We start from the raw sequence: 24,684 nt of genomic DNA, 5'->3' as shown, positions 1-24,684 counted from the left end.
CATACACGTATGAACTTAAAATCGTTCGATTTCCCATGCTCGGCGGCGATAGGTCAATTGCCCTTTTAAGGCGATCGATTCCTTCTTGGCGTCAAAGTCTTCTTCAAGCACAGACATGTCCTCGTATCGTCCGGCGACGTAAAACGAGATGGCGACTTGTCGATTGAACAGACTGCGTTTCGTATGGTCGAAATCGATAATCAGCCCTTGTGGGGATAAAGCCAAGATTTCATCGATGACAGGCAGTGGGATCGGGACGAAGCTGATATTACGGATGTCACGGTCGAGTTTACTTTGAAGCACGCTTTGCAGGAACTGATTGATCGTCGACCAGTCTTTTATGTAGAGGCTACTGTGACGATCGTTCGACTCGTTGAAATAAGCGATCTCATTTTGGATCGAGTTGAGGAACGGCGCTTTCAGCCCTCGTTCCATGTGGCTCAAAAACAAGATTTCCGCAATCTCATGGTCTGATAATGATTCGAGTAAATTATAGTCGGGAAAGTCGATGGCGGTGAAACTCGTCTGGTTGTTCAAGTATTTCGTCGAGAACGTTGAGAGTTCGTGTGCCTCGATATAGCGAAACCTCGTCCGGGATGATTGTCTCATCCCTTTAATGTCTGTTCGACAGATGATCATCGGTCGGGCGAGTGATAACGCTTCGACGACATCCGTCAGTGTCACCCCATGAAGGGTAAAACGTTGTAGTTCCCGGTCTTGTTTAATGTAGAACAACTGTTTTGACATATTAATCCCCTCAGTTCGAAGTCACTACAATTTGATTTTAGCAAATCCGTCTCGAGTGTGCCATGTTGGAGCGGTCGAGATGATTGAGATGATGGTTTTTGAGGAAAACTAGGTATAATTAGAGAAAAGGTAGAAGAAAGGCGGGTTCAGCATGTGGGGGTTGAAGAAGAGTTTTCCAGAGCTCGCTACAGATCGTTTTATCCTGAGAGAACTCGAGCCTAGGGACGCGCGGGCACTCTACGTGATCCTCTCGACCGAGGAAGTCATGCGCTATTACGGATCTGATCCGTTGCTTGCCGTGTATGAGGCGAAGAACGTCATCGCCTATTTTAAAGATCAATTTCAACAAGGGAAAGCGATTCGATGGGCGATATGTGACCGTGTGACCGATGAGCTCGTCGGGACGATCGGCTTTCATAACTGGACGCCCCAATATTTCAGGGCTGAAATCGGATTTGAAGTCGCGCCTAGTCATTGGCGCAGAGGTGTCGCCTATGAAGCGGCGACAGCCGTCATCGGGTACGGGTTCGACGAGTTCAAGTTTCACCGGATCTCGGCGCTCGTCGCACCAGAGAACGATGGGTCAAATCGGTTGGTGCGAAAGCTCGGCTTCACCGAGGAAGGCTTGCTGCACGACTATGCTTACAGTCACGGCCGTTTTATGGACTTGACGATGTACCGTCTACTAAAAGACGAATGGCCACAGAGAGGGAGATGACGATGAGACAAGTTGTATTGCTTCACGGCCTATGTGGGTCACCGGATTATTTTGACGAGCTCGTCCCGATGCTTGAAGCGGATGTGTACGCGTTGACGCTTCCAGGACATGATGACACCGAATCGGGTCCCGAGACGATCGATCAATTCGCGGATTGGGTGATCAGAGAGATTCGTTTGCGCGAGCTCGATCGTCCGGTCGTACTGGGACATTCGTTCGGCGGTTACATCACGACGAACCTTGTTCGACGCTATCCGGATGAATTATCTGGCTTCGGGTTGATTCATTCGACGGCCGGCGCGGATTCGGATCAAGCGAAGGCGAAACGAAACGCCGCGATTGAGAAAGTGATCGAAGAAGGTGTCCATCCGTTCATCGACGAGATGATCCCAGGCGTGTTCGCCCCGGATTCTGATCACACACTCATCGAACGTGCTAAACGAATCGGCTTCAACATGTCGAAAGAAGGAATCATCTCAGCTCAAGAAGCGATTCGGGACCGGAATGATGAGACAGGAACGGTGCGCGAGACGAACTTGCCCGGATTGTTTATTTACGGCTCGAAAGACCCGAACATGGACGCGGAACGAGCTTTCATAGGGGCGGAGCGTCATACAAAACAGACGGTGCAAGCCAGTCATATGGGGATGATGGAGGCGCCTGAAACCGAAGCGCAACTCATTAACGCTTGGCTCGACGCGGAAGTGCGCTCGGTGCATAAGTTCAAACTGATCGCCGTATCAGGCAGTTTGCGTAAAGCATCGTTCAATACGGCGCTACTTCATTCAATCATCGAACTCGGTCGTGATCGGTTTGACGTGGAGGTCGCATCAATCGAATTGCCGCTCTATAATGACGACTTGATTGACCCGGATGAACCGGACGTCGTTGTCGCGTTCAAGCAAGTGGTCAGAGAAGCGGACGGTCTGCTCGTCGTTACCCCGGAGTACAATCACAGCATACCCGGCGTCTTAAAGAATGCGATCGACTGGCTATCGCTCGAACCGGGAACGCCACTTCGTGATAAACCGGTCATGATTGCCGGCGCCTCACCCGGCATGCTCGGGACGGTAAGGTGCCAAGTCCACCTCCGACAAGTATTTGCCACAAATCGGGCAAACGTTTTACCAGGAAACGAAATCTTTATCACGCATTGCAAAGAGAAGATTGGTGCTAAAGGACTTGAACATGAACCATCAATCCAACAAATCGATAGAGTGTTATCTGAGTATTACAATTGGATTGATTTTTGGAAGCGTAACGCAAAAAAATAACTTGAAGTCACGACCTTTGTCTGATAGAAATGAATTGTGAAAACAAACACAAAGGGAGCGACAACACATGGAAACGTATATCGAACTGTACAACGGCGGCGAGTTAGGGGACCAGGCAGTCATCAATGACGGGATGACGTTCGGCCGGGTCACGATTGTGGAATTATTTTATCAGACGAACCACATCTTCGGTTACGTGAAAGCGGACGGGGAGAAACGCTTCTTCCTAGAACCGATTGCTGGAGATGACACGTTCGACGTCGAAGGAGAGCGCTATTCCCTCCAACAGTTCATCGCCCTATTTTGATGTTCACGACGCAAGCGACTCGCTTGCGTTTTTTTGTTGTTTTCGTCACGATTGGTGTGAGGTGATGAAGATGAAACTTGTAGCAATTGAACCAACACCAAGTCCGAACAATTTAAAGATCATTGTCGAACCGGCTTTTTCTGGCCGCGGGATCACATATGACAAGGCGAGTCAGGACGTCCCGGAGACGATCCGAGACATCATCGCGTTACGAGGCGTCAAATCGGTATACGCCGTCTCTGATTTTTTAGCGGTCGAACGGCATCCGAAACACGATTGGCACGACGTCATGAACGACATCCGTCGCGCGTTCGGCGAAGACGTCGCTGAAGGAGAAGCGAGCCAGTTGACGGCAGACTATGAGCCGGTCCACGTATCGGTCCAGTTCGTATTAGACGTCCCGATGCAGTTGAAACTCGTCAAAGGCGACGAGGAGAAACGGGTCGGTTTGTCTAAACGCTTTGTCGACGCAGCGATGCAGGTACAGCAGCAAGTGAAAAACGTCATTCAAGATCGCCGCTGGGTCGAACAAGCTCCGCGTTACGGGGAACTCGAAGACGTGAGTGCTGTCGCTCAAGAAGAGCTTGAAGCGGCCTATCCAGAAGATCGCGTCGCTCGGATTGTCGCCCGTGCTTTCGGGCGCGAGGCGGATTACGAGGCCAACGTGTCGCAACTCCAGTCGGAGGACTGGAAAGCACGGATGGCATTCTTGGATGAACTGCAAATCGAACCGGAGAACATGAATTACTTCCGCCGGGCACTCGAGGACAAGGTGATGGCGATCCGGCGTCAAGCAGTCGTCATGATTGGTATGTTTGAAGAAAATCGGGAGGATTACGTCACCTATATCGAGCAGGCACTCGTCGATCCGTCACCGATCGTGAGACGGACCGCGGGGGACACCGTCTCTGATTGGGCGTTGTCAAAATCTCAGCCATCGATGATCGAGGCGCTCAAAGATAAAAGTAAGCTTGTCCGTTGGCGGGCTGCACGCTTCTTGTTCGACTGTGGTGATGAGCAGGCCGTACCGGCTTTGAAAATCGCCGAGGACGACCGTGAGTTCGAGGTTTCTCTCCAAGCACGTCTCGCCAAAGAGCGAATTACGAGCGGAGAAACGGCACTCGGAACGGTATGGCAACAAATCTCGAACCGTTCGAAATAAACCATTCGACAAGTCAGGTTTGTTCAAATTTACAATTATAGGAAGTGAGAGGAGTTCGCTTGGCGAATTGCCTCTCTTTTTCGTTTGTCCTTACATAATTCAACCAATCGGTTAACAATCGGTGCCAGTTATTCGACAGACAAGTCGAGCTCGGAGCGGGACTGTCGAACGATAGGACGTTTTTATTTGAATAACGTTGGTACACTGAAAGTATCTTATTTGGACAAAGGAGCAACACTCATGATTCTTTTTGCAGAAACAACTGAACTCGTAGCTTACAAAGAAGTGGTCGATGGCATGATCACCGTCATTTTTGAGACGATTCATAGTGAGACGTTCTCAATCTCTGCACAAGTTCGTTCTGACATCGACGTCGCTGACTCGTTGTTCGTGACCGGTTGGCAGCAATACGTGGAAAACCTACAAGTTTCTTAAAAAAGGTAAATAATATAGGGAAATCCATTACAAACGTCTGCACGAACGTATACACTAGTGCTATAGACGTTTTTTTATTTTGTTGAGGAGAGTGGAATACGTGAAAAAAACTTGGTTGCTAGTCGTGGTCGCTGCGATGATGCTCGTGGTAGCGGCGTGTGGTAAAGAAGAAGCAACTCCGAGCGATGTGGACGGGAACTCGTCGGCAGCTCCAGCTTTATTGACGCTTGAGACGGACGCGAGCTACAATGCCGACACAAAACAATTATCGGCGACGGTTTCGATGACGAACCCGAATGAAGGACCGGTCAAGGTGACCTTCAATTCATCGCAACGTTTTCAGTTGACGGTCATGAACGGAGAAACGACCGTTTTTGATTACGGCAGCGAATATATGTTCACTGAATCAATTATCGAAGAGACGTGGGAACCGGGTGAGACGAAAGTGTTTGACGAAGTGTTCCCGCTCACACTCGAGAGCGGAGAGTATACGGTTGATTTCGTCAGTCTCGCTCAAGTCGAAGGCGCACCAGAGATGGCAGCCACCGATCAAAAAACGTTATCAGTTGAAGCGGTAGAGGCGCCGCCTGCGGAAGAACCGGCAGAAGAGCCTTCTGAAGAGCCTTCTGAAGAGCCAACGGATGAGCCGAGCGAGCAGCCGGCCCAAACGGACGGTGCGTTCAGCGATGTCTCGATTAAGAGAAACGGGAATTTGATTGAAGTGGCTGGGTACACGAACGTCGAGGAGTTCGAATGGAGCGTCTCGGACGGGCATAACGTGTTTGCGCAAGGGGCGTCGCAACCGACGGCCGGCGGCTTCACGTTCGGCGTGTTATTAGATGAGGAACCGACATCAGGACAGTCGCTCTTCCTAGAGATGACACCGATCGGCGGAGACGTCGCATCGTTCCGCGTTCAATAACCGTTAGACGGAAACTCACGTTTCCGTCTTTTTTTTGGAATCCAAACGTATTGACGACAAAACCAGATTGTCAGACAATAAGGCAAACCGACTTACAAACAAGGAGGAAACGAAAGATGCAACAACACATCATCGAATCGACTCATGTGAAATCGCACATCGATCCAGTTCAAGAAGTCCGTCGACGAATCGACTTTTTAAAAACGTACGTCAAACGTGTGGGGGCGAAAGGACTCGTCCTCGGTATTTCAGGTGGACAAGACTCGACACTCGCGGGCAAGTTATGCCAACACGCGATGGAAGAGTTGCGGGCTGAGACCGGCGGCGACTATACGTTTTATGCGGTGCGCCTCCCATACGGCGAACAACATGACGAAGACGACGCCAAGCGGGCGCTTGATTTCATCCGGCCTGACAAGACGTTCACCGTCAACATCAAGCCGGCCGTCGATGCTTCGGTCGAGGCGTTCAAACAAGCAACGACGCTCGAACTCGGCGATTTCCATAAAGGGAACACGAAAGCGCGTGAACGGATGAAAGTCCAATATGACATCGCGGCGACGTTCGGGGCGCTTGTCGTCGGGACTGACCATGCGGCAGAGTATGTGACTGGATTTTATACGAAGCACGGGGACGGGGCAGCCGATTTGACGCCACTCACGGGACTGAGCAAGCGCCAAGGAAAAGCGTTGCTCCATGAGCTCGAAGCGCACGAGAGTCTGATTTATAAAGTGCCGACGGCTGACCTCGAGGACGACAAACCGGGTCTTCCCGATGAAGTCGCACTGGGGATGACGTATGACCAACTCGACGATTATTTAGAAGGGAAAGCCGTCGACCCGGCTATCGCCGAGCGGATCGAGACGATCTTTAAACGGTCGCGCCATAAGCACCATATGCCGGCGTCGCTCTATGACGAGTGGTGGCAATAAGCTAAATAAAGAGGAGACGCGGTCAATTTCGACCGTGTCTCCTCTTTCCATTCAACGAACAGTACGTTTTGGAACGAATTGAATAGCTAAAATCAGCGTGAACGCGATGAAGCTCAAGAGCGGGATCGTGACGAACCCGAAGTAGTTCACCCAACGGATGAGACAGTCGTTGCTGCAAAACGCATCCCCGTTCGGAATCCGTTCGAGCACGACGTGGTATAGGCTGATCAGCCAGCCGGCACCGGCCATCAGTCCGATGAAGAGACGGTTGACTTCACGGTTCGTTAACATGATAGTCAAGTAATAAATCGCGAGCGGGTACATGAATATGCGCTGAAACCAGCACAGCTTGCAGGGCAGATAAAGCATGACTTCGGAGAAGTACAAACTTCCAAGCGTCGCGACGGTCGCGACAATAAAGGCAAAATGATGACGTTGCATACGATTTCCTCCTGACGACTCAAAAATTGCGAATGAACATGATATGATACAGGTTAGCAACAATGAATTTAGTATACAGTCTTAGAAACGATATAGAAATAGGTGACGTCATGCAAGTATCAGAAGTGGAAGTGTTGATCGTCCTCGCCGAAGAGTTGAATATGAGAAAAGCCGCCGAGCGGTTGTTCGTCTCCCAACCGGCTTTAAGCCAACGCCTCGTCACAATCGAGCATCAGTGGGGCAAAAAGATTTTCGTCCGCTCGACGCGAGGCCTCGCCCTCACCCCGGACGGTGAGAAAATCATCGACTTCGCGAAAAAGATGTATAGCGAAGAGCAAGAACTTCGGGGAGAGTTGACGGCCAAGCAAGGCGAAGTGTATGGGACGCTCAAAATCGCGGTCGCCTCGATCATGGGACAGTATTGGTTGCCCCGCGTCTTGAAACGATTCATGGAACGGTATCCGTCCGTCCGAGTCAAACTCGTGACGGGCTGGTCGAGCGAGATGATGCGCTATATGCTCGAAGAGAGTTTCCATATCGGGATCATTCGCGGTAATCCGGACTGGCGCGGAGAAAAGATGAAACTGTTCTCAGATTCGCTTCACCTCGTTGATATGCGGATGACCGATTTAAAGCAGTTGAAAAATAACGAGCGCTCGTTCATTCAGTTTAAGAGTGACTCGACCTATTATCAAGAAATCCTTGAATGGTGGCAAGAGCGGTTCTCGAGTCCGCCGCTCACGACACTCGTCGTCGATCAGATCGAGACGTGCAAACAGATGGCGCTGCATGGGATTGGTTTTGCCATCTTGCCGGAGTCGACGATTCGCGATGTCGAGGCGATCAATAAGATCCCGCTCACGTCGTCGAACGGGACACCGCTCGTGCGTGACACGTGGATGTTGTCGACCGACTCGATGCTCGAGCTCGCGCAAGTGAAAGCGTTTTGGGAAATCGTTGAAGAAGTGACAAAGGAGAGTGTGGAATGAGTTGGGCCATAGAAGCTAGAAGACAGTTACATTTGATTCCAGAACCGGGTTACAAAGAGTTTAAAACACAAGCGACGCTTGAGGAGTTGATTCGTTCGTTTAACTCGTCACGGGTCCACATCTCGCATTGGCGCACCGGACTGTTCGTACGTGTCGACGGTCTTGTCGGCGACAAGACGATCGGGTATCGGGCCGATATGGACGGATTGCCGATCACGGAAGAGACAGGACTGGAGTTCGCCTCGGTCCATGAAGGCATGATGCATGCCTGTGGACATGACGTCCATATGGCGATCGCGCTCGGCTTGATCAAACGCGCGATCGAAGAGCCGCTCGATCATCATCTCGTCGTCTTTTTCCAACCGGCCGAAGAAGGGCCGGGCGGTGCGGAACCGATGGCGATGTCGGAGTTGTTCTATCATTTCCGTCCTGACGCGATGTTCGGTCTCCACGTGGCGCCGGAATATCCGGTCGGCACGATTGCCTCACGACCGGGCGTCTTGTTCGCGAGTGCGCGTGAGCTCCACCTCACGATTCACGGCAAGGGTGGGCACGGCGCTTTCCCGCATGCCGGGATTGACGCTGTCATCGTTCAGGCGGCATTGATCATGCAGCTGCAGACGATCATCTCTCGCAACATCGACCCGATGGGGAGCGCCGTGATCAGTATCGGTAAAGTCGCTGCCGGCACGAAAGAGAACATCATCGCCGAGACGGCCAAGCTCGATGGGACGATCCGGGCCTTGTCGGATAAAGAAATGGTCGTCCTTGAGCGCCGGATCCGTCAAGTCATCGCCGGTGTCGAGATGACGTATAACGTCCATATCGACCTCGAGTTCGGCAACCGGTACCATGAAGTAGTGAACGACGAACGGTATTTGTTCCAGTTCGAGGAAGCGGTCGAAGACGTCGGCTATTCGTATAAGACGTGCGTTCCGGCCATGACCGGTGAGGATTTCGGCTATATGTTGAAACAAGTGCCGGGGTTCATGGTGTGGCTCGGGGTGAACGACATGGGTTCAGGTCTTCACCAAGCGACGCTCAATCCAGATGAGCGGGCGATCGATGTCGCGGTCGAACTGTTCGACCATTTCTTTAGAACGGTCATTGTGAAGTGAACGAAGCGGACACGTTGCTGTCCGCTTTTTTTGTTGAAATGTGTTGAATTGTGCTTCCGATGTGAGGAAAAAGGGAATTTATTATGATTGTAAAGCGTCAATATTGTTAAGCTTGTTCAAATGTGAACATTTTGCGAACTCAAGCATTGAGACATTACAGCGCTATATAAAATCATTATGATAGGGGTATCCAAAGGAAATTATCTATGATGTTTCGTTTCACGCATCGGTGTGAAGCGCTAGAGAGAGATAGGAGGTAATCAATAGATGTTTCAAGATCCGGTCCTGATGAGTCGGGCGTTAACGGCACTCACGTTAGGTTTTCATGTGATTTTTGCCACAATCGGCGTCGGGGTTCCACTTTTAATTTTATTGGCAGAGTTTTTAGGTATTAAAAAGAAAGATCCGAAATACACCTTGATGGCTCGTCGGTGGTCGCGGGGCTATGTCGTGACCGTCGCGGTCGGTGTCGTCACCGGTACAGCCATCGGGCTGCAGTTATCACTGCTTTGGCCAAACTTGATGCGCGTCGCCGGTCAGACGATCGCGCTGCCGTTGTTCATGGAAACGTTCGCGTTCTTCTTTGAAGCGATCTTCCTCGGCATTTATTTGTACACGTGGGATCGGTTTAAAAACCCGTGGCACCATATGCTGATCGGGATTCCAGTCGCCGTTGGTGCACTGTTCTCAGGCTTCTTCATTACGACAGTCAACAGCTTTATGAACCAGCCTGTCGGATTTGATATCGTCGATGGGAAACTTGCGAACGTGAGTCCGCTCGAGGCGATGTTCAGCCCGGCGATGCCGACAAAGATGGCGCACGTATTAACGTCTGCCATTTTGACATCGGCATTCATCTTAGCGGCGATTGCGGCCGTGCAGTTATTGCGCCAACGCCGTAACCAGCTCGACAAATTGTCTATCGAGTATCACAAAAAAGGTCTTCGTTTAACGATGACCGTCGCGCTCATCTTTGCGATTGCGACTGCGCTCGTCGGAGACTTCTCAGGTAAATACTTGGCGAAGTATCAGCCAGATAAGTTGGCGGCGGCAGAGTGGCATTTTGACACCTCCTCCGAAGCCGAACTCATCTTGGGCGGATGGCTCGAAGACGATGGTGCAGGTGGTTACGAAGTACGCGGGGCCATTAAAATCCCTTATGCGTTGTCAATCTTAGCGGGCGGTGTCCCAAACTATGAAGTGACGGGTCTTGATGAATTTGCGAAAGAGGACCAACCGCCACTGTTCATCCACTATCTGTTTGATGCGATGGTCGGAATCGGGATGCTTCTTGCGCTCATCTCATTCCTGTTCGTCCTCGGACGCTACATTAAGCGATTGCCTCAATTCAGCAAACCGATGCTGATTGCGATTGCGGCGGGAGGCCCTCTCGCCATGATGGCAATCGAGTTCGGGTGGTTCTTCGCCGAGTTTGGCCGTCAGCCATGGGCGCTCTATGATTTGATGCGCACGAGTGAGGCAGCGACGACGTCGGCTAACGTAGGTTGGATGCTCATCGCCTTCGCGATCCTATATGCGGTTCTTGGCGTGGTCACAGTGCTCGTCTTGACACGTCTGTTCAAGGACAACCCAGTCGGGAAAGAACTAAAACAATCGGAACATCGCGGCGAAGCGATGTTTGCGGATGAAGTGTGATCGGAGGATATGACATGCAAATTCAAGAATTAGGGATTGCCGTATTATGGACGTTTTTATACGGCTATCTCATCGTTGCATCGATTGATTTCGGTGCCGGCTTCTTCGCTTTCTATAGTAAGTACACGAAGCGAGACCAAAAAATCAATCGCTTGATTCAACGGTATTTGTCACCGACATGGGAAGTGACGAACGTCTTCTTCGTCTTCTTCTTCGTCGGAATCGTCGGGTTCTTCCCGGATACGGCTTACTATTATGGAACGGCCTTGTTAGTACCGGCCTCTGTCGTGTTGATCTTGCTCGCGATTCGCGGAAGTTTTTATGCGTTCGCGAACTACGGTTCGAAAGAGAGTACGTTTTACGTGTTCTTGTACGGGGCGACAGGTTTATTGATTCCGGCGGCGATGTCGACCGTGCTCACGGTCAGTCAAGGCGGATTCATTAACGAGACAGAGTCGGGTGTGTTCTTTGACGGATTGAAGTTGTTCACAAACTTCTACTCATGGACAGTCGTTATCCTTGCGATCGTGTCGGTGCTCTATATTAGTGCGATGTTCCTCTTGTTCTATGCGGACAAGGCACGTGATGTCGAAGCAGTCGGCCTCGTGCGCAAGTGGGCGCTCTTCTGGAGTGTTCCGACGATCCTCGCTTCGGGCCTCGTCTTCTTCGGCTTAAAGTCACAGGCGGCATGGCACTATGAAAACATTTTGGCGGGTAACTGGTGGTGGTTCGCCGCGAGTTTCGTCTTCTTCATCATCGCCGTATCGTTCGTCTACTTGAAACGCAACTACGGACTCGCTTTCTTAATGGTCATGGGTCAGTTCTTCATGGCGTGGTTCGGATATGGTTATACGCATTTGCCGTACATTCTCTATCCGTATATCGACATTAACGGAAGCGTCGTCAACGAGTCGATGGCGATCGCGCTCGTCATCGTGTTCATTCTAGGATTGCTCTTACTCGTACCAGCGTTGTATTTATTGCTTCGTCTGTTCTTGTTCGACAATGACTATGTGCGTGGAACACGTTCAAGCGGTAAAGCATAAGACCGGGATTTCCCGGTCTTTTTTGTATAGTTTTTTTAGGGCGAATCGGTTACACTGTACGAAGAATCGGGAACAGAAACCGCTGTATGGAAAGGGATGTTTTGAATATGACAGGTGAATTTGCAGTCATCGGCTTAGGTCGGTTTGGTGGGTCGATCGTGCGGGAGCTGTCGTCGAACGGATATGACGTGCTCGCCATCGACGTGGATGAAGAACGCGTCAATGAGTTCATGGGTCTAGCCACGCATGCGGTCATCGCCGATACGACCGATGAGAACGTCTTAAAGAGTCTTGGGATTCGTAACTTCGAACATGTGATCGTGGCAATCGGAGAAAACATTCAAGCCTCGATTTTGACGACGTTGATTTTGAAAGAGCTCGGTGTCCAAATCATCACGGTAAAAGCGACGAACGACTACCACGAAAAAGTCCTACGTCGAATCGGTGCGGATAACATCGTCCACCCGGAACGCGATATGGGCGTCCGGATCGCCAACGGATTGATGAGCCAAAGTATCTTGGACTACCTCGAACTTTCAAATGAACATTCGATCGTCGAGATCAAGGCTTCTGATAAACTATCGAATAAATCACTGATCGATTTGGACCTTCGTGCCAAATACGGAGTCAACATCGTCGCCATCCGTCGTGGTGACGACGTCTTGATTTCTCCTCAAGCCGACGAGATGATCCTGCCGGAAGATATCTTGATCATCATCGGAAAAGATACCGACCTCGACCGGCTCGAACGCTCGCTTCGGTCAAGATAAAAACGAGAGGCGCGAGCCTCTCGTTGTTTTTAGATTAGCTTCATAGTTTTTAGTCCGTACTCGATCCCGTCTTCAAGTATCGATTTCGTCTTCAAGTATCGATTTCGTCACAAAGTCGGCCGCTTCTTTTGCCTCGGCTCGTCCGTTGCCCATCGCGATGCCTGTACCGACGTATCGGAGCATCGCCAAATCGTTCAACGCGTCACCGAAGGCGTATGTGTTCTCGAGGCGATAGCCGTTCGTCTCGATGAAGTGGCGAATGCCGTCCGCCTTGCTCGCCCCGCGATTGATGACGTCCATCGCATGCGGGTGCCACCGGATAAAATCGAATTCGCTATAAGCGTCGAGATAATGATGCTCTTCTTCAGGCGTGCAGTAGAGCAACGTCTGATAAACGTCCTGTTCAATGTGGAAGTTTGGCGCGTACGTCGGGATCGGCATATCGAGTTCACCGAGCGACTGTTCGACGACGTGGTCGTTCGGTTTCGTCGCGCCGCCACGGTCTTGTCCGAGATAGACGAGTGTGTGGTCAAACGTTCCCGCATGGTCCGTCAAACGGCTGAGCGCATGAGTCGGTAGCGTGTTCCGATAGACGATTTCCCCACGGTGGACGACGATTTGGCCGTTGTAGCACACCATGCTCTCGATTCCAAGTTGCTGCGGGATGTCTGAGAGCATCGCCGGGCCTCGTCCCGTCGCGATGAACGTCTCGACTCCGTTCGCACGAAGTTGTTCGATCGCCGCAATCGTCGAAGGCGGAATATACGTCCCTTCGTGGAGAAGCGTGCCGTCAATGTCAAAAAAGACTACTTTTTTATCTTCCATTCGAATCACCATGCTTTCTCTGTCTTGTTTAGGGTATTTCTATACAGAAAAGCATACCACGAAATCAAGAAACCGCCCTCAATCTGACGTCATTAGTGAAATTTTGTCACAATATGAGCTATAATGAAGAAAGAATCTTACGGAGACATAACTTTATCACGAGAATCACTTATGTATCACATAGATGAAAATCAACTAACTAGAAGTAAGGAGAGATTAAATGAAGTTTGTAAAGAACCATCAAACCGCTGTGTTCGCATTAGGCGGACTCGGAGAAATCGGGAAGAATACGTATGTCGCTCAATTTCAAGATGAGATCATTGTCATCGACGCCGGGATTATGTTCCCAGAGGATGACTTGCTTGGGATCGACTACGTCATTCCAGATTACTCATACTTGATCAAAAACAAAGAAAAAGTAAAAGGGGTGTTCATCACCCACGGTCACGAAGACCATATCGGTGGAATCCCGTTCTTGTTGAAACAAGTCAAACTGCCGATCTATGCGACAAAGCTCGCCCTCGGGTTGATCAAAGTGAAACTTGAGGAGCACGGCTTGCTTCGCGAGGCCGAATTGCATGAAATCGATGAAGATACGATCGTCAAGTTCAGAAAGACGAGTATCTCGTTCTTCCGGACGACCCACTCGATTCCGAACTCGCTCGGTGTCGTCGTCAAGACGCCACAAGGCAACATCGTCCATACTGGCGACTTCAAGTTCGACTTCACACCGGTCGGCGAGCCGGCTGATATCGCCAAAATGGCTGAGATCGGGAAAGAAGGCGTCCTTTGTCTCTTGTCAGACTCGACGAACGCAGAAATCGAAGGGTTCACGATGAGTGAAAAAGTCGTCGGCGGGACGATCAGTGAGACGTTCCGTAAAGCGGAAGGGCGCATCATCTTCGCGACGTTCGCCTCGAATATCTATCGTCTGCAACAAGTCATCGACTCTTGTGCTGAGACGGGCCGCCACTTGCTCATCTTCGGTCGCTCGATGGAAAAAGTCATGACGATCGGACAAGATCTCGGCTTTATCAACGTACCAAAAGGAATGATTATCGAGACGAACCAGATGCGCAACTTCCAACCACATGAAGTGGCGATTCTCTGTACCGGATCACAAGGTGAACCGATGGCTGCGCTCAGCCGGATTGCGAACGGGACACACCGTCAAGTTTCGATCATCCCTGGCGACACGGTCATCTTCTCATCGTCACCGATTCCTGGTAACGCCGTGTCGGTCGGTAAAACGATCAACCAACTGTACAAAGCGGGCGCTGACGTCGTCTACGGTAAACTCACGAACATCCATACGTCAGGTCACGGATCGCAACAAGAGCAGCTGCTCATGATCCGGTTGCTCAACCCGAAATTCTTCATGCCGATTCACGGAGAGTACCGCATGTTAGTGAAACATGCCGAGCTCGCGCAATCGGTCGGGATCCCGAAAGAGAACACGTTCGTAATGGACAACGGCGAAGTGCTCGCCGTCGATGCCGATTCGGCTGCCATTACAGGCAAAATTTCGGCGAACGCCGTCTATGTTGACGGAAACGGCATCGGTGACATCGGCAATATCGTCTTACGCGATCGCCGGATCTTGTCAGAAGATGGACTTGTCGTCGTCGTCATCAGCATCGACGGCAAGACGCGAAAACTCGTCTCCGGACCCGATATCATCTCGCGCGGATTCGTGTACATGCGTGAATCGGGCAGCCTGATTCGTGACGGTGAGCGCTTGCTCAAGAAGACGGTCGAACAAGGCTTGTCGAACAAGCAGATGAAATGGTCAGAGATGAAGCAACTTGTCTCGGATACACTCACGCCATACTTGGCTCAAAAAACACGAAGACACCCAATGGTTCTTCCGATCATTATGGAAGTATAAACGAACGGGCTGTAGGTGACTACAGCCCGTTTTTTAGAGAATGAAAAAAGGGACGGTGCGTATGGAACGGAAGAAGCATAAGACAGGTTGGCTCAAGTGGGGACTTGCCGCATTTGCGATCTTATTTTTAGTCACGATGATTTATCATCAAGTAAAACCGCTGCCAGAAGGGGTGTCTCGAGCATCCGAACCGGTAAACATCTCGGATGACCAAATCGATTTTTTGTCTGATTTGACATACCAAGGGGAAGATACGGAAGTGACCGAGCAAGAGATCTTCCAAGATGTCGAGCGATCGATCCGCGAGGCCCGGGAGTATATCGTCATGGACTTTTTCTTATTCAATCCATATTCAAATGAAGATCGACAGTATCCGGACATCACGGCCCGCCTGTCGTCAGCACTCATAGAACAGATGGAGCTATATCCGGACTTGAACGTCGTGTTGATCACAGACGAGATCAACACGACGTATAACGGTCACGCGTCTGACCATTTAGACGTGCTCAAGGAAGCCGGCGCGGAGATTGTCTACACGAACCTCGACGCGTTACGTGACCCGAATATCTTGTACTCGACGTTGTATCGCATCGGATTCCAATGGTTCGGGGACAGCCAAAACGGTTGGCTCCCGAACCCGATGGCGAAATCGGCACCGGACATCACGATTCGTTCTTATTTACGGTTACTGAACGTGAAAGCGAACCATCGCAAAATCATGGTGACGGAGAACGACGGGTTCGTCCTCTCGGCTAATCCGCATGATGCGTCCGGTTACCATTCAAATGTCGGCGTCCGCCTCGACGGTCCGATCCTAGCTGACATTCTTGAAGGGGAAGAGGCGATCGCCCGGTTCTCGAAAGGGGACGCGAGCCGTTTCCCGAGTGAAGAAGCGCTCGCCGCCTTACGTGACGAGGATTCGGACGGACCGATGCAGGTTCGTTACGTCACCGAGTCGAAAATTCAAGAAGCCGTCGTGAAAGCGATGGACGAGGCGGAAGCGGGCGAGACGATTTGGATCGGGATGTTCTATTTGGCCGATCGGAACATCATCCAAGCAATCCACGATGCCGGCGAGCGCGGCGTGTTCGTCAAGCTCATCCTTGACCCGAACACGAACGCGTTCGGGCGTGATAAGTCGGGTCTCCCGAACTTGCCAGTCACGGCTGAGCTCGTCGAAGTCAACCCGGAACAGATCGAGGTCCGCTGGTACGAAGTCGGGAAAGAACAATATCATCCGAAGATGCTATACGTCGAAGGCGAGCAGCGTGTCGTCGTGATGGGGTCTGGCAACTATACGACCCGGAATATGAACGACTATAACCTCGAGGCGGACGTTGAAGTGACGACTGCGACCGAGACCGAGTTCATGCGCGAAGTCGATAGCTATTTCAAACGACTTTGGAACAACGAGGACGGGACGTACACCGTCGCTTATGATGAGATTCAGACCGACTTGCCGATCGGCAAGTACTTGCTCTACTGGGTACAGAAGTTGACGTGGACGATGACCTACTGACCTAAAAACAAGCCCGTCCTCATCAGAGGGCGGGCTTCAGCTTGTTGACTAACGTGATTGCTATCGCTCGTCCTTTCGGCGCCCACGCTTTCCGCAGGCAATCTCGGAGCCGCATCGCGACTCGGGTCGCTGCTGGGTCTCCGTTGGATTGCTATCCTGCAGGAGTCGCGGCGCCGTCGGACGAGCAACGCACACGGTCCCATCTGGCGGCGGTCACCGCACAAAACATGAAGAAGCTGACCAGTTTATTGGCCTGGAGAGACCGTATACATACCATTTTTTCAATCTTGTGCCGGGCAGAGTGACTCGAGGTCATCGAACATAAAAAAGCGAATTGTTTCGTCAACAGCCCAAGCCCGTCCTCATCAGAGGGCGGGCTTGTTTTATTGCGTTTCGACTGGATTGAACTCATTTGAATACTCGTATAAGAACTCGCCCGTCTCACGGAGCACGTCCGTCTTCCGATGAAGTGAGAAGTGATCGTATGGGACGGTCTCGGTACCGATATTGTTCGTGTATTCCTCGAGCAAGAGCGAGCTCGACGGTTCGATCAAGTTGAACTCGCCGCCTCGTCCTGAGAACGAATACACTTGGACGGAGCGGGGCCACGTCTCAAGCTTGGCCTGGAACGACTTGAGCCCATCAGAACTCGGCGACAAGTCGCGGATGGCCGGACTGCCCGTGTTCACACCGAAGTTGCTGGCGGATAAACCGAAGTTGGCGAGGCGCGTCCCGGCGAACGGGCTATCAAACGTAACGAGCTTATCGACGATATACTCGTCTTGGTTCAAAATGTAGTTGGCTGCGGCGACACCGCCCATACTGTGACCAATTACATACATGCGGTCGAACGAACGGTTTCGTTCCGCTTTGTACTCTTCGATGGCGAGGTTCAACCATTTCGTCTGGTTGTTCAAGGACGCTTCAGCATCCTCATATTCAATCCGGACGATCGGTCGGTTCGAACTGTAATCATTGATGACGCAGTCGACCGCTCCTTTCGCTGTCACCGTACAAAGCGCACCGTCTTTGGCAAGTCCGCGCTGCTCCATGTATTGGGAGAAGCGGAGGAACGTCCGGTCGGTCCCGAGCAGGCCGTGGACGGCGAACGTCGGGATGAACTCATCGGTTTGAGCGGCTTGACGGATGGCTTCGACTTTTCGATCGTTCGTCAGTTCTTCACGTACGGTCACGATAATGATGGCTAACGCTAACAGGATGATCAACATACCGAGCACGCGCGAACGGATTGATGTCCGGTCGGGGTTTCCGACATTTTTCCGAGATCTCCGCCAAACGAAGAAAGCAGTCACACTAGCAATGATGGCAACGACGATCGTGATGATCCACGCTTTGACGTTCGGTACGTGCGCGACAAGCATCATATTGTTTTGGCGTCCGCCGTACACTTGCCACTCGACTTGTTTCATCGAACGAGGGTCAAGGCCGGTCCCGTCCTCGACGAACACACCGGTCGGTACCGTCAAATTGAAACGGATGTCGGCTTGGCGGATATAACGCTCGGCGAGTTCTTTCGGGGAACCGCTCAAGTTGACACCAGGCAAGTCGACGCGATCGAGACGTAAATCCAAGTTCGTCTTCAATACGTATGAATCGAACCAAATGCCGTCTTCCTTTTGAACGTCAAATTTCACGTCGGGGGGAACGAGGACACCGGCCGGTCCGGTCTTCCATTCCTGTTTAATGTTTTGCAGCTCATCGACGTTTTTGAACGTCTTCTTTAACACCATACCTTCGTAATCGTCTTCGCTCGAATAGTCTCGAGTCGCATAGCCGTTATCGTTCGCTTGTTGTTTCCACGTTTCCCAGTCGAGCCGTAAGTTTAATAGCTTCATGACCGGGTGATCGCGGAACGCATACGTCGTCTCGAGCGTGACAGACTGATCGTAGTGGACGGTGGCGTCATATTCGATCCGGACGCATCCACCGATTAAAAGAAACAAGAATGGGAATAGGAACAACAGTGTCTTTTTTTTCACGCTCGTCACCTCAGATCGGTTCACCGTATGTTTCTAGCGGATTGGTCGTATTAATGCGGTCATAAAACAGGACGCCGTCCAAGTGGTCGAGTTCGTGTTGGCAGACGATGGCTCGCATCCCACGAAGACGTAACTTGATCGGATTGCCGTCACGGTCAAATCCTTCGAGGGTGATGCGACGGTGACGGGGTACGTTGCCTTTGACGATGCGATCGACAGATAAGCAGCCTTCACCGCCGTTCAAATACGTCTGTTCGAGCGAGTGACTCGTGATTTTCGGATTGAAGATCGACAGCTTGAACGTCTCTTCTTCCTCTTTTAGCAGGACGGTGAAGAACCGGCGATTGACACCGAGTTGTGGTGCAGCAATTCCGACTCCGCCGCGAAGCTCATATTTCTCACTGATCTCAGGGTCTTGGCTGTTGACGAGGAACGTTTCCATCTCGTCGAGCAGGGCGAGGTCTTCTGCCGTAGGTGGAAGCGAGACTTCACTTGAACGGTTACGGAGCCGCTCATCTCCTTCACGAATCACGTCTTTCATTGTTAACATGGGTAAACTTCCTTTCCAATTGCGATATGTCCAATTATATCATATTTAATGAGCGAATCGCTCAGATGGTACAGAAGGTGAAATGAAAATGATACAGAGCGTAAAACATTCGAAAAATGTGTTCATGTAAGCGTTTTTATGGAGTGAGCATATTTTTTGCGTTATTGTAACAACCCGTTTTATACTGACAAGGAAACGGCAGGAGAAGTCATACTTTCCTGAATCACGTTAATACAGATTGCTTTTTTGGACAGATACACTTAAGATTTGAGGTAGTGTTTGATCACAAAAAAAGACAATTGTCTCATAGTTGAAAGGATGAGGTGAAACGAATGAACAACGTTCAGGTACTTCAAAACGTGGAAGAAAACTTCCAAACGTTCCGTATTCTCGACGAGAAGGGCGAGGTCGTCAACCAAGACGCAATGCCAGATGTAACGGACGAGCAACTTCAGGAGCTTATGCGCCGCATGGTCTATACTCGAATTTGGGATCAGCGTGCCATCTCGCTTAACCGTCAAGGACGCCTAGGTTTCTACGCGCCAGTGGCAGGGCAAGAAGCAACGATGATCGGGACGCAATACGCGCTCGACAAGCAAGACTGGATTCTTCCGGGTTACCGCGATATCCCGCAACTCGTATTCCACGGACTTCCGCTTTATCAAGCGTTCTTGTTCTCACGTGGTCACGTGGCAGGAAACCGCATCCCAGAAGACGTTAACGTCTTAATGCCACAAATCATTATCGGTGCACAAATCATTCAAACAGCGGGTGTGGCCATGGGCCTCAAACGCAACGGCAACACGAACGTCGCCATTACTTACACGGGTGACGGCGGATCGTCACAAGGTGACTTCTACGAAGGTATGAACTTCGCAGGTGCATTCAAATCACCAGCTATCTTCGTCGTTCAAAACAACCGCTTCGCAATCTCGACACCTGTTGAGAAGCAGACGGCAGCTAAAACGATCGCGCAAAAAGCTGTAGCAGCGGGCATCAACGGAATCCAAGTTGACGGTATGGACGTACTTGCTGTCTTCGCCGCAACACAACAAGCGCGTAAAGACGCACTTGATGGGACACCGACGCTCATCGAAGCACTCACATACCGTTACGGACCACATACGCTCGCTGGGGATGACCCAACACGTTACCGTACGAAAGAACTCGATTCAGAGTACCAAGAAAAAGATCCACTCGTACGTTTCCGTCTTTTCCTCGAAGGCAAAAAGCTTTGGAGCGAAGACATGGAGAACGAAGTGATCGAACAAGCGAAAGCAGACGTGAAAGAAGCGATCAGCCTCGCGGACAAAGAACCAAAACAAAAAGTTTCGGACTTCATCAACAACATGTTCGAAACACTCCCTTCAAACTTGAAAGAGCAGCTTGAAGAATATACAGCAAAGGAGTCGAAGTAAGTTATGGCTCAAATGACAATGATCCAAGCGATTACTGATGCGATGCGCGTTGAAATGAAGCGCGACGAGAAAGTACTTCTTTTCGGAGAAGACGTTGGTAAAAACGGTGGGGTCTTCCGTGCAACGGAAGGTCTCCAAGACGAGTTAGGCGAAGACCGCGTCTTCGATACGCCACTCGCTGAGTCTGGTATCGGCGGTCTCGCGATCGGTCTTGCACTCACAGGCTTCCGTCCAATCATGGAAGTTCAATTCTTCGGATTCGTATTCGAAGTGTTTGACTCAGTTGCTGCCCAAATGGCACGTATGCGTTACCGTTCAGGCGGCGCTTACAGCCAGCCGGTTACAATCCGTTCACCGTTCGGTGGCGGCGTTAAAACACCAGAACTTCACGCGGACAGCCTTGAAGGATTGATGGCTCAGACACCTGGTCTTAAAGTCGTCATCCCGTCAACACCATACGATGCAAAAGGTCTTTTGATCGCGTCAATCCGTGACAACGACCCAGTCGTATTCCTCGAGCACATGAAACTTTACCGTTCGTTCCGTGGCGAAGTACCAGAAGGCGACTACACGATCGAGCTTGGAAAAGCAGACGTGAAACGCGAAGGTACTGACGTTTCGATCATCACATACGGTGCGATGGTTCATACTTCACTCAAAGCAGCTGAAGAGCTCGAAAAAGAAAACATCAACGTCGAAGTAATCGACCTCATGACAATCAGCCCGCTTGATATCGACACAATCGTCGAGTCAGTTAAAAAGACTGGCCGCGCGATCGTCGTTCAAGAGGCACAGCGTCAAGCAGGGATTGCGGCGAACGTCGTAACTGAAATTCAAGAACGCGCGATTCTTCACCTCGAAGCACCAGTGCTTCGTGTAACTGCACCAGACACGGTCTTCGCTTTCGCACAAGGTGAAGATGCATGGTTACCTGACCATAAAGATGTCGTTGCAAAAGTTAAAGAAGTTATCAACTTCTGATCGTGTTCATTTAACGATGAGGGAGAATTGTCTCCCTTGTCGTGTTTACATGATTATTCGATAGGAGGAAAAACCAGTGGCAGTATTTGAATTTAAATTACCAGACATCGGTGAAGGAATTCACGAAGGTGAGATCGTCAAGTGGTTCGTCAAAGCAGGGGATACAGTGAAAGAGGATGACATCCTCCTCGAAGTTCAAAACGACAAAGCCGTCGTTGAGATTCCTGCTCCGGTCGACGGAACAGTCAAGGAAGTTAAAGTCTCTGAAGGAACAGTTGCCATCGTCGGCGACGTCCTCATCACGTTCGATATCGAAGGTGACGCACCAGCCGGTGAAGAAGAGGCAGCTCCTGAACAGCCAAAAGCTGAAGAGAAGACAGAAGAGATTCAAGAAGACGTGAAAGAAGACGGTCCACGTGAAGTTCAACTTCACAAGTCTGAGCGTGTCATCGCCATGCCTTCGATTCGCAAGTACGCTCGTGAAAAAGGCGTCGACATCCGTGAAGTCAAAGGAACTGGCGACAACGGTCGCGTTCTTAAAGAAGACATCGACGCGTTCGCAAACGGTGAAGCACCGACAGCGGAAGCTACAACAGAGAAAACAGAATCTGTAGCGACGGCCTCGGCTGCGAAGACGGAAATCAAGCCTTACGAGTCAGCTACACCTGAACTCGAAACGCGCGAGAAAATCCGTGGTATCCGTAAAGCGATCTCGAAAGCGATGGTCAACTCGAAACATACGGCTCCGCACGTAACACTCATGGACGAAGTCGATGTCACGAAACTTGTCGCACTCCGTAAAGAGTTCAAACAAGTCGCGGCTGACCAAGGCGTGAAACTCACGTACTTGCCATTCGTCGTCAAAGCATTGACAGCGGCAGCGAAAGCTTACCCAACAATCAACGCGTCAATCGACGATGTAAACGAAGAAATCGTCTACAAAAACTACTACAACATCGGTATCGCAGCTGACACGGATAACGGCCTCGTCGTTCCTGTCGTCAAAGATGCGGACCGTAAATCAGTCTACGCACTTGCAAACAACATCAATGAGCTTGCTGGCAAAGCCCGTGAAGGCAAACTTGCTGGGGACGACATGAAAGGCGGATCGATCACAATCACGAACATCGGTTCAGCTGGTGGACAATGGTTCACACCTGTCATCAACCACCCGGAAGTTGCAATTCTCGGTATCGGCCGCATCGCTGAAAAAGCTGTCGTCAAAGACGGCGAGATCGTCGCAGCACCAGTGCTCGCACTTTCATTCAGCTTTGACCACCGTCTCATCGATGGTGCGACTGCTCAAAACGCGCTCAACATGGTCAAACGCTTGCTTCAAGATCCAGCACTTCTAATGATGGAGGGATAATAACATGGTAGTAGGAGAATTCGCACAAGAAACTGATTTACTTGTCATCGGCGCCGGTCCTGGTGGATACGTCGCAGCAATCCGCGGCGCACAACTCGGACTCAAAGTTACAATCGTTGAAAAAGGCAACTTTGGCGGTGTCTGCTTGAACGTCGGTTGTATCCCATCAAAAGCGTTGATCACGGCTGGGCACAACTTCCAGCACGCTAAAGGTCACTCGTCAATGGGAATCACATCTGACAACGTGTCAGTTGACTTCACGAAAGTCCAAGACTGGAAACAGTCGGTCGTCAACAAATTGACTGGCGGCGTCAAAGGTCTTTTGAAAGGCAACAAGATCGAGATCGTTCAAGGTGAAGCGTTCTTCGCAGCTGAAGACACAGTTCGTGTCATCACAGAAGATAGCTCAACTCCTTACAAGTTCAAGAAAGCGATCATCGCGACTGGTTCGACACCAATCGAGATCCCATCGTTCAAATGGTCAAAACGCGTTCTTTCTTCAACTGGCGCATTGGCTCTTCCAGAAGTTCCGAAAAAGCTCGTCGTCATCGGTGGCGGCTACATCGGAATGGAACTTGGGACAGCGTATGCGAACTTCGATACTGAAGTCGTAGTCGTTGAAGGCGCAAGCGACATCTTGTCTGGCTTCGAGCCACAAATGACGCAAATCGTCAAAAAGAAACTCAAACAAAAAGGCAACGTCACGATCCACACGAACGCTCTTGCAAAAGGCGTCGAGGAAACGGAAGACGGCGTTATCGTGAAGTTTGAAGTGAACGGCGAAGAACAGACTGTTGAAGCGGACTACGTCCTCGTCACAGTCGGACGCCGTCCGAACACTGGCGACATCGGCCTCGAGAATGCTGAAGTTAAAATCAGCGATCGCGGCATCATCGAGATTGACGACCAGTGCAAGACGTCGAACGAAAACATTTTTGCAATCGGCGACATCGTACCAGGACCACCGCTCGCACACAAAGCTTCTTACGAAGCAAAAGTTGCAGCGGAGGCAGCTGCAGGTAAGCCGGCTTACCTCGACTACTCAGCAATCCCAGCGGTCGTCTTCACTGACCCTGAACTTGCGACAGTTGGTTACACAGAACCGCTCGCTAAAGAAGAAGGACTCGATTTCACAGTATCGAAATTCCCATTCGCAGCGAACGGTCGTGCCCTCGCTCTCGACGAGCCAGACGGCTTCATGAAGCTCATCACGCGTAAAGAGGACGGTCTTTTGATCGGTGCTCAAATCGCGGGTACAGGCGCTTCTGATATGATTGCCGAGCTTGGTCTCGCCATCGAAGCAGGCATGACAGCTGAAGATATCGCGCTCACAATCCACGCTCACCCATCACTCGGTGAGATGGCAATGGAAGCGGCAGAAATCGCAATGGGTATGCCAATCCACGTCGTTAAGTAATACAAAAACTCTCTCGCTACTCGCGGAGGGCACTGAAAAACTTCAAATAATTTTGAGCAGAGGAGCGTCATCCCGGATGGGATGGCGCTCCTCTGCTTTCATTGCCCTTCAAGCCGCCCTGTCCGGCACGCCGCTTTCCTGGGGGCGGTCAGCGAGCCGCATCGCGACGATGTCGCTGCTGGGTCTCGCCTTGCCCGCTG

At 50.9% G+C, this 24,684-nt stretch carries 23 protein-coding genes; 18 read left to right on the top strand and 5 right to left on the bottom strand.

What is annotated here, in order from left to right; genetic code table 11:
- Positions 1–15: 15 nt before the first annotated feature.
- The gene (locus tag KNP77_RS08185; RefSeq protein WP_131440409.1) at positions 16–747 is read right to left on the bottom strand and encodes a hypothetical protein; all 732 of its coding nucleotides are present in this window, start codon (positions 745–747) and stop codon (positions 16–18) included.
- Between the two features lie 151 nt (positions 748–898).
- On the opposite strand from KNP77_RS08185, the gene KNP77_RS08180 reads away from it, so the two are divergent.
- The 7 genes from KNP77_RS08180 to nadE all read left to right on the top strand — a co-directional run bounded on the left by KNP77_RS08180 (position 899) and on the right by nadE (position 6,497).
- Positions 899–1,465, top strand: coding sequence for a GNAT family N-acetyltransferase (locus KNP77_RS08180; protein ID WP_131489868.1), 567 nt, complete (start codon positions 899–901; stop codon positions 1,463–1,465).
- 2 nt (positions 1,466–1,467) lie between these two features.
- Complete coding sequence (locus tag KNP77_RS08175) at positions 1,468–2,739, top strand: alpha/beta fold hydrolase (RefSeq protein ID WP_214889996.1); 1,272 nt, start codon at positions 1,468–1,470, stop codon at positions 2,737–2,739.
- 67 nt (positions 2,740–2,806) lie between these two features.
- Entirely contained in the window at positions 2,807–3,046 is a 240-nt protein-coding gene (locus tag KNP77_RS08170) for a hypothetical protein (RefSeq protein WP_070327611.1), read from the top strand.
- A 70-nt stretch (positions 3,047–3,116) separates the two neighbouring features.
- Complete coding sequence (locus KNP77_RS08165) at positions 3,117–4,208, top strand: virulence factor (RefSeq protein WP_201738982.1); 1,092 nt, start codon at positions 3,117–3,119, stop codon at positions 4,206–4,208.
- Between the two features lie 240 nt (positions 4,209–4,448).
- Positions 4,449–4,643 carry a hypothetical protein gene (locus tag KNP77_RS08160; RefSeq protein WP_070327609.1) on the top strand — a complete coding sequence of 65 codons (195 nt, stop codon included), beginning with the start codon at positions 4,449–4,451 and terminating at the stop codon, positions 4,641–4,643.
- 100 nt (positions 4,644–4,743) lie between these two features.
- Positions 4,744–5,565: a BsuPI-related putative proteinase inhibitor gene (locus tag KNP77_RS08155; RefSeq protein WP_236633407.1), complete on the top strand. Its 822-nt coding sequence runs from the start codon at positions 4,744–4,746 to the stop codon at positions 5,563–5,565.
- Between the two features lie 116 nt (positions 5,566–5,681).
- Positions 5,682–6,497, top strand: coding sequence for an ammonia-dependent NAD(+) synthetase (gene nadE, locus KNP77_RS08150; RefSeq protein WP_070327608.1), 816 nt, complete (start codon positions 5,682–5,684; stop codon positions 6,495–6,497).
- A gap of 51 nt (positions 6,498–6,548) precedes the next feature.
- Here nadE and KNP77_RS08145 read toward each other — a convergent pair whose 3' ends face one another.
- Entirely contained in the window at positions 6,549–6,938 is a 390-nt protein-coding gene (locus tag KNP77_RS08145) for a disulfide bond formation protein B (protein WP_070327607.1), read from the bottom strand.
- A gap of 110 nt (positions 6,939–7,048) precedes the next feature.
- Here KNP77_RS08145 and KNP77_RS08140 point away from each other — a divergent pair, with 110 nt between their 5' ends.
- The 5 genes from KNP77_RS08140 (at position 7,049) to KNP77_RS08120 (ending at position 12,517) form a co-directional block, all read left to right on the top strand.
- Positions 7,049–7,927, top strand: coding sequence for a transcriptional regulator CcpC (locus KNP77_RS08140; protein ID WP_070327606.1), 879 nt, complete (start codon positions 7,049–7,051; stop codon positions 7,925–7,927).
- On the top strand, positions 7,924–9,045 hold the full coding sequence (locus tag KNP77_RS08135) for an N-acetyldiaminopimelate deacetylase (RefSeq protein ID WP_070327605.1): 1,122 nt from the start codon (positions 7,924–7,926) through the stop codon (positions 9,043–9,045). Before KNP77_RS08140 ends, KNP77_RS08135 begins: the two co-directional genes overlap by 4 nt.
- A gap of 267 nt (positions 9,046–9,312) precedes the next feature.
- On the top strand, positions 9,313–10,701 hold the full coding sequence (locus KNP77_RS08130; protein ID WP_214889993.1) for a cytochrome ubiquinol oxidase subunit I: 1,389 nt from the start codon (positions 9,313–9,315) through the stop codon (positions 10,699–10,701).
- A 14-nt stretch (positions 10,702–10,715) separates the two neighbouring features.
- Positions 10,716–11,747, top strand: a complete 1,032-nt coding sequence (locus tag KNP77_RS08125) for a cytochrome d ubiquinol oxidase subunit II (protein WP_131465383.1) — start codon at positions 10,716–10,718, stop codon at positions 11,745–11,747.
- A gap of 107 nt (positions 11,748–11,854) precedes the next feature.
- Entirely contained in the window at positions 11,855–12,517 is a 663-nt protein-coding gene (locus KNP77_RS08120; protein ID WP_071399517.1) for a potassium channel family protein, read from the top strand.
- 72 nt (positions 12,518–12,589) lie between these two features.
- Here KNP77_RS08120 and KNP77_RS08115 read toward each other — a convergent pair whose 3' ends face one another.
- Positions 12,590–13,354: a Cof-type HAD-IIB family hydrolase gene (locus KNP77_RS08115; RefSeq protein WP_251138996.1), complete on the bottom strand. Its 765-nt coding sequence runs from the start codon at positions 13,352–13,354 to the stop codon at positions 12,590–12,592.
- A 208-nt stretch (positions 13,355–13,562) separates the two neighbouring features.
- On the opposite strand from KNP77_RS08115, the gene rnjA reads away from it, so the two are divergent.
- Both rnjA and KNP77_RS08105 read left to right on the top strand, forming a co-directional pair.
- The gene (gene rnjA, locus KNP77_RS08110) at positions 13,563–15,230 is read left to right on the top strand and encodes a ribonuclease J1 (RefSeq protein WP_070327600.1); all 1,668 of its coding nucleotides are present in this window, start codon (positions 13,563–13,565) and stop codon (positions 15,228–15,230) included.
- 40 nt (positions 15,231–15,270) lie between these two features.
- A complete protein-coding gene (locus tag KNP77_RS08105) occupies positions 15,271–16,749 on the top strand; it encodes a phospholipase D family protein (RefSeq protein ID WP_251138995.1) in 1,479 nt (492 codons plus the stop codon).
- Between the two features lie 383 nt (positions 16,750–17,132).
- On the opposite strand, the gene KNP77_RS08100 is transcribed toward KNP77_RS08105, so the two are convergent.
- Positions 17,133–18,758, bottom strand: coding sequence for an alpha/beta hydrolase (locus tag KNP77_RS08100; RefSeq protein ID WP_214890116.1), 1,626 nt, complete (start codon positions 18,756–18,758; stop codon positions 17,133–17,135).
- A 1-nt stretch (position 18,759) separates the two neighbouring features.
- Positions 18,760–19,299: a peptide deformylase gene (gene def, locus KNP77_RS08095; protein ID WP_131440389.1), complete on the bottom strand. Its 540-nt coding sequence runs from the start codon at positions 19,297–19,299 to the stop codon at positions 18,760–18,762.
- 332 nt (positions 19,300–19,631) lie between these two features.
- Between def and pdhA the strand changes: the two genes are divergently transcribed.
- From pdhA to lpdA, 4 genes are all read left to right on the top strand, one after another.
- Positions 19,632–20,717 carry a pyruvate dehydrogenase (acetyl-transferring) E1 component subunit alpha gene (gene pdhA / locus KNP77_RS08090; protein ID WP_070327597.1) on the top strand — a complete coding sequence of 362 codons (1,086 nt, stop codon included), beginning with the start codon at positions 19,632–19,634 and terminating at the stop codon, positions 20,715–20,717.
- A 3-nt stretch (positions 20,718–20,720) separates the two neighbouring features.
- A complete protein-coding gene (locus tag KNP77_RS08085; RefSeq protein ID WP_070327596.1) occupies positions 20,721–21,698 on the top strand; it encodes an alpha-ketoacid dehydrogenase subunit beta in 978 nt (325 codons plus the stop codon).
- A 76-nt stretch (positions 21,699–21,774) separates the two neighbouring features.
- Complete coding sequence (locus tag KNP77_RS08080) at positions 21,775–23,067, top strand: dihydrolipoamide acetyltransferase family protein (RefSeq protein ID WP_070327595.1); 1,293 nt, start codon at positions 21,775–21,777, stop codon at positions 23,065–23,067.
- Positions 23,068–23,071: 4 nt separating this feature from the next.
- Entirely contained in the window at positions 23,072–24,484 is a 1,413-nt protein-coding gene (gene lpdA / locus KNP77_RS08075; RefSeq protein ID WP_070327594.1) for a dihydrolipoyl dehydrogenase, read from the top strand.
- Positions 24,485–24,684 lie beyond the last annotated feature (200 nt).

The sequence above is a fragment of the Exiguobacterium sp. s142 genome (genome assembly GCF_018618455.1).
GTDB lineage: Bacteria > Bacillota > Bacilli > Exiguobacteriales > Exiguobacteriaceae > Exiguobacterium > Exiguobacterium aurantiacum_A.
Note: the sequence above shows the minus strand (reverse complement) of the source record. Positions and strands in the feature narration are given on the sequence as shown.

Coding starts and splice junctions, on each gene's coding strand:
- KNP77_RS08175 (WP_214889996.1), top strand. CDS start 1,468: ATGAGACAAGTTGTATTGCTTCACGGCCTATGTGGGTCACCGGATTAT.
- KNP77_RS08140 (WP_070327606.1), top strand. CDS start 7,049: ATGCAAGTATCAGAAGTGGAAGTGTTGATCGTCCTCGCCGAAGAGTTG.
- KNP77_RS08180 (WP_131489868.1), top strand. CDS start 899: ATGTGGGGGTTGAAGAAGAGTTTTCCAGAGCTCGCTACAGATCGTTTT.
- lpdA (WP_070327594.1), top strand. CDS start 23,072: ATGGTAGTAGGAGAATTCGCACAAGAAACTGATTTACTTGTCATCGGC.
- KNP77_RS08185 (WP_131440409.1), bottom strand. CDS start 747: ATGTCAAAACAGTTGTTCTACATTAAACAAGACCGGGAACTACAACGT.
- pdhA (WP_070327597.1), top strand. CDS start 19,632: ATGAACAACGTTCAGGTACTTCAAAACGTGGAAGAAAACTTCCAAACG.
- KNP77_RS08115 (WP_251138996.1), bottom strand. CDS start 13,354: ATGGTGATTCGAATGGAAGATAAAAAAGTAGTCTTTTTTGACATTGAC.
- KNP77_RS08130 (WP_214889993.1), top strand. CDS start 9,313: ATGTTTCAAGATCCGGTCCTGATGAGTCGGGCGTTAACGGCACTCACG.
- KNP77_RS08105 (WP_251138995.1), top strand. CDS start 15,271: ATGAAAAAAGGGACGGTGCGTATGGAACGGAAGAAGCATAAGACAGGT.
- KNP77_RS08160 (WP_070327609.1), top strand. CDS start 4,449: ATGATTCTTTTTGCAGAAACAACTGAACTCGTAGCTTACAAAGAAGTG.
- KNP77_RS08135 (WP_070327605.1), top strand. CDS start 7,924: ATGAGTTGGGCCATAGAAGCTAGAAGACAGTTACATTTGATTCCAGAA.
- KNP77_RS08125 (WP_131465383.1), top strand. CDS start 10,716: ATGCAAATTCAAGAATTAGGGATTGCCGTATTATGGACGTTTTTATAC.
- KNP77_RS08170 (WP_070327611.1), top strand. CDS start 2,807: ATGGAAACGTATATCGAACTGTACAACGGCGGCGAGTTAGGGGACCAG.
- KNP77_RS08120 (WP_071399517.1), top strand. CDS start 11,855: ATGACAGGTGAATTTGCAGTCATCGGCTTAGGTCGGTTTGGTGGGTCG.
- KNP77_RS08145 (WP_070327607.1), bottom strand. CDS start 6,938: ATGCAACGTCATCATTTTGCCTTTATTGTCGCGACCGTCGCGACGCTT.
- rnjA (WP_070327600.1), top strand. CDS start 13,563: ATGAAGTTTGTAAAGAACCATCAAACCGCTGTGTTCGCATTAGGCGGA.
- KNP77_RS08085 (WP_070327596.1), top strand. CDS start 20,721: ATGGCTCAAATGACAATGATCCAAGCGATTACTGATGCGATGCGCGTT.
- nadE (WP_070327608.1), top strand. CDS start 5,682: ATGCAACAACACATCATCGAATCGACTCATGTGAAATCGCACATCGAT.
- def (WP_131440389.1), bottom strand. CDS start 19,299: ATGTTAACAATGAAAGACGTGATTCGTGAAGGAGATGAGCGGCTCCGT.
- KNP77_RS08165 (WP_201738982.1), top strand. CDS start 3,117: ATGAAACTTGTAGCAATTGAACCAACACCAAGTCCGAACAATTTAAAG.